3 protein-coding genes are annotated in these 3934 nt (G+C 53.4%); all 3 read left to right on the top strand.

Features of this window, described 5'->3' with window-relative positions:
* Positions 1-109: 109 nt before the first annotated feature.
* Positions 110-1330, top strand: coding sequence for an MDR family MFS transporter (locus FD23_RS08285; protein WP_052933530.1), 1221 nt, complete (start codon positions 110-112; stop codon positions 1328-1330).
* 86 nt (positions 1331-1416) lie between these two features.
* The gene (locus FD23_RS08280) at positions 1417-1755 is read left to right on the top strand and encodes a glutaredoxin (protein ID WP_052933531.1); all 339 of its coding nucleotides are present in this window, start codon (positions 1417-1419) and stop codon (positions 1753-1755) included.
* 24 nt (positions 1756-1779) lie between these two features.
* Entirely contained in the window at positions 1780-3732 is a 1953-nt protein-coding gene (locus FD23_RS08275) for a M13 family metallopeptidase (protein ID WP_025896465.1), read from the top strand.
* Positions 3733-3934 lie beyond the last annotated feature (202 nt).

Raw genomic sequence — 3934 nt, 5'->3', positions numbered from 1 at the left:
TGTCGTTATTAACATTGTAAGGGACAACCCTTCTTTTTTTGTTGCCTATTTTCTATTTACACAAGAATTTATACTGAACCATTAAATTTAGAAAAGGAGGAATGGATAAATGAAAACTAAACACGGACAGAGCCAGTTGCCGGAAATCGCGCTGCCCTGGCTGGTCGTGGCCGAACTGGCTACTTGGATCGGGGCCAGCTTCATTTGGCCACTGACTTCCGTTTACCTAAACAAGCGGTTGGGGATCAGTCTGTCGGTAATCGGGATCGTCCTCTTCTGCAACTGCGTGGCCAACATGCTGGGGTCAACCATCAGCGGCCGGCTTTTTGACCGGCTCAATCCTTATCCTTTGATTACGGGCGGGATGCTGTTGGATGCTTTGGTCCTGTTGGCCATGGCCTTCTTCCATGGCTGGCCGGTTTACTGGGTCTGGCTTGTCTGCACGGGCTTTTTAGGGGGCTGGAACGGGGCCCTGGTCAATTCCATCGCCACCAGCCTGCGCAAGTATCCGGGCCGGTATGTCTTCAATATTCTATACTTCTCCCAGAACCTGGGGGTGGTAATCGGGACCTTGGCTGTCGGCTACCTTTACGACTACTCAATTGAGCTGCTCTTTATCATTGCCAGCTGCCTTTTCTTGATCGGGGCTTTAGTTGCCTTCTGCAAGTTTAAGCCGATCGTGGCCTACCATGCCCGCCGGCAGGAGCAGAAGAAGACTGGCCAAACCCCGCTGAAGGCGGAAAAGATGCCAAAGGCCAACTTCTGGATGGCCATGGGCTTCTTCGTCACCTTGGGGGTGACCTGGCTGATGTACATGAACTGGGAGTCCAACCTGTCAGTTTACATGGTCAGCCTGGGGATTCCTTTCCACCTTTACTCAACTTTATGGACGATCAACGCCGGCATCATCGTGGTCGTGCAGCTGATTTTGGCCCGCTTCCCGCGGATCTTCAAGAGCATCTACCAGCAGATCTACTTCGGGATCTTCATGTTTGCCGTGTCCTGGCTGACCTTGATTTTCGCCAAGACATACCCGGGCTTCGTCTTGTCCATGTCGATCTTGACCTTGGGTGAATCGACGGCCTTTCCCGCCATTCCGGCCTATGTCAACGACATGTCGCCGTACTCCAGCAAGGGCAAGTACCAGGGGATGACCCTGGTGGCTAGCGGGGTCGGCCGGGCCTTCGGGCCGCTTTTCGGCGGGACCTTGATCGACCTCTTCGGCTACAAGACCATGTTTGTAGTTGCCAGCTGCGGCATCCTCCTTTGCCTTTTGGCCCTCTTGCCGCTGAGAACAAAGCTGAAGGACCAGGTGCAGTTCTTCAAGTAGGAATTTTTAGCATTTTTTTGCACTTTGGTTGAACAGGGAAGCAGTTAACGGGTAAAATAAGAGGATAGTGAGAAAAGGAGGAAAACATGCTTAAGGTTTACGGGACAAAAATCTGTCCGGACTGCATCGCCTGTGAGGCCAGTTTTAAAAAGTACGGCATCGGCTACGAATTCGTTAATATTTTCGCCACCATGCCGGATTTCAAGGAATTTTTGCGCTTGCGGGATGCCAGTCCCGCCTTTGCTCACGCTAAGGAGCAGGGCAGCGTGGGGATTCCGTCCTGCGTCAAGGAAGACGGGGAAATTTTTACCGACTGGGAAGGCTTCTTAAAGGACCAGGGCTTAGAGCCAATCTGGCCCGAAGCAGCTGACCAGGCCAAGGCTGAAATCGCGGCCCAGTGCGACCTGCGCCAGCACAACTGCTAGTTGAAAAACAAGGAGGAAGAAATATTGAACAATAAATTTGCCGTCCGCGGCGGCAGCGGCGACACGACTGTCGTTGACAAGACTGCCCGCCCGCAGGACAACCTGTATTTGGCCGTTAACTCTGACTACCTGGATCAGCTGGAAATCCCGGCTGACCGGTCCCGGATGGGGAGCTTTGACCAAATCGCTGAAAACGTTGAAAAGACCCTGATGGCTGACTTCGCGGCTTTTGCCAGCGGGGAAAAGGAAGTTCCGGCCCTGCCGAACCTGGCCAAGGCCGTTGAACTATACAAGCTGGCCAAGGACTTTGACAAGCGGAACGCTGACGGGGCAGAACCAATCCAGGCTGACTTGAAGAAACTGGAAGGCTTGAACAGCTGGAATGACCTGCAAGGCGCGGCATCTGCTTTGGCCAAGGAAGGCTTTGACCTCCCATTCTCCTTCTCCGTTGACGCGGACATGAAGAACACCAAGGTCAACACGGTTTACTTCGGCGGTCCCCACATCTTTTTGCCAGATACGACCACTTACGAAAGCCCGGACGCGGAAAAACTCTTGGGCGTGTTAAAAGAACAGACCCTCAAGCTCTTCCAAATGGCCGGGGTAAGTGAAGAAAAAGCCGCTGAATATGTAGACGGGGCCCTGGCTTACGACCAGCGCCTGGCCAAGGTAGTCAAGTCCAGCGAAGAATGGGCTGACTATCCTGCCATGTACAACCCGATTTCATTGGCAGACTTCAAGAGCAAGTTCACTAGCTTTGACATGGGCCAGTTCCTGGCAGGCTTCCTTGGTGAAGAACCAGAAGTTTTGATCAACACGGAACCCCGCTACCTGGACCAAGCAGAAGGTCTTTTAAACGAAGCCAGCTTCAGTGAAATCAAGGGCTGGATGCTGGTTAAGTTTATCAATGACGTGGCCTCATCTCTGTCGCAAGAATTCAGAGAAGCCGCATTCCCGTTCAGCCAGGCTTTGACCGGCCAGCCGCAACTGGCCAGCGGGATTAAGCAGGCCTACCGGATTGCCAACAGCACTTTCAGCGAAGTTGTCGGCGTCTACTACGGGCAGACCTACTTCGGGGCCGCCGCCAAGGAAGACGTTTTGGGCATGATCAAGCGGATGCTGAAGGTCTACGAGGACCGGCTGGCCAAGAACGACTGGCTCTCCCAGGCGACTAAGGACAAGGCCATCACCAAGCTGCAGGCCTTGATCTTGAAGGTCGGCTACCCGGACAAGATTGAAGACATCTACAACCGCCTCCAGGTTACCCCGGCAGAAGAGGGCGGCAGCCTTTACAGCAACCTGCAGGCCGCCAGCCAGGAAAGCATCAAGTACAGCCTGGAGAAGCTCCACCAGCCGGTTGACCGGACTGTTTGGCTGATGCCAGGCAACCTGGTTAACGCCTGCTACGACCCGCAGAGAAACGACATCACCTTCCCAGCGGCCATCTTGCAGGCACCATTCTACAGTGCTGACCAGAGCCGGGCAGCCAACTACGGCGGGATCGGGGCCGTGATCGCCCACGAAGTTTCCCATGCCTTCGACAACAACGGGGCCCAGTTCGATGAATTCGGCAACATGAAGAACTGGTGGACCGAAGCTGACTACAAGGAATTTGCTGACCGGACCAAGGCGGAAATCGCCCTCTTTGACGGGCTCAAGTTCGGCCCGACTACTTTGAACGGCAAGCAGATCGTGTCCGAAAACATCGCTGACCAGGGCGGCTTGACCGCGGCCATGACCGCCTGCAAGGAAGAAGGTCAAGGCCTGGAAGACTTCTACGCCAACTGGGCTAGAATCTGGGCACAAAAGTCCCTGGAAGCAGCAATCAAGATGATCGTTTCCGTTGACGTGCACGCGCCAGGCCCTCTGCGGGCGAATGTCCAGGCCCAGTGCCAGGACGAATTCTACGAGACCTTTGACGTCAAGCCGGGCGACGGGATGTACTTGGCTCCGGAAGACCGGGTCAAGATCTGGTAGTTTTTCATAAAATTTCATAAGCAACAAAAAAGCAGTCATTCTATCAATGACTGCTTTTCTGCTGCCGTGCGTTTGTCTAATATATGTGTGTAAAAGAGGAAAAGAAAAAGGAAAATTAATTCCCGCCAATTGCAAGAATAAATTGAACACTTACCATAACATCTAGCAGATTTTGACTATCTACGCCGGTAAATGCGGTCAA

This window comes from Lactobacillus delbrueckii subsp. delbrueckii DSM 20074 = JCM 1012 (assembly GCF_001433875.1).
Classification (GTDB): domain Bacteria; phylum Bacillota; class Bacilli; order Lactobacillales; family Lactobacillaceae; genus Lactobacillus; species Lactobacillus delbrueckii.
The sequence above is the reverse complement of the archived record's forward strand: the minus strand, read 5'-3'. Positions and strand labels throughout refer to the sequence as shown.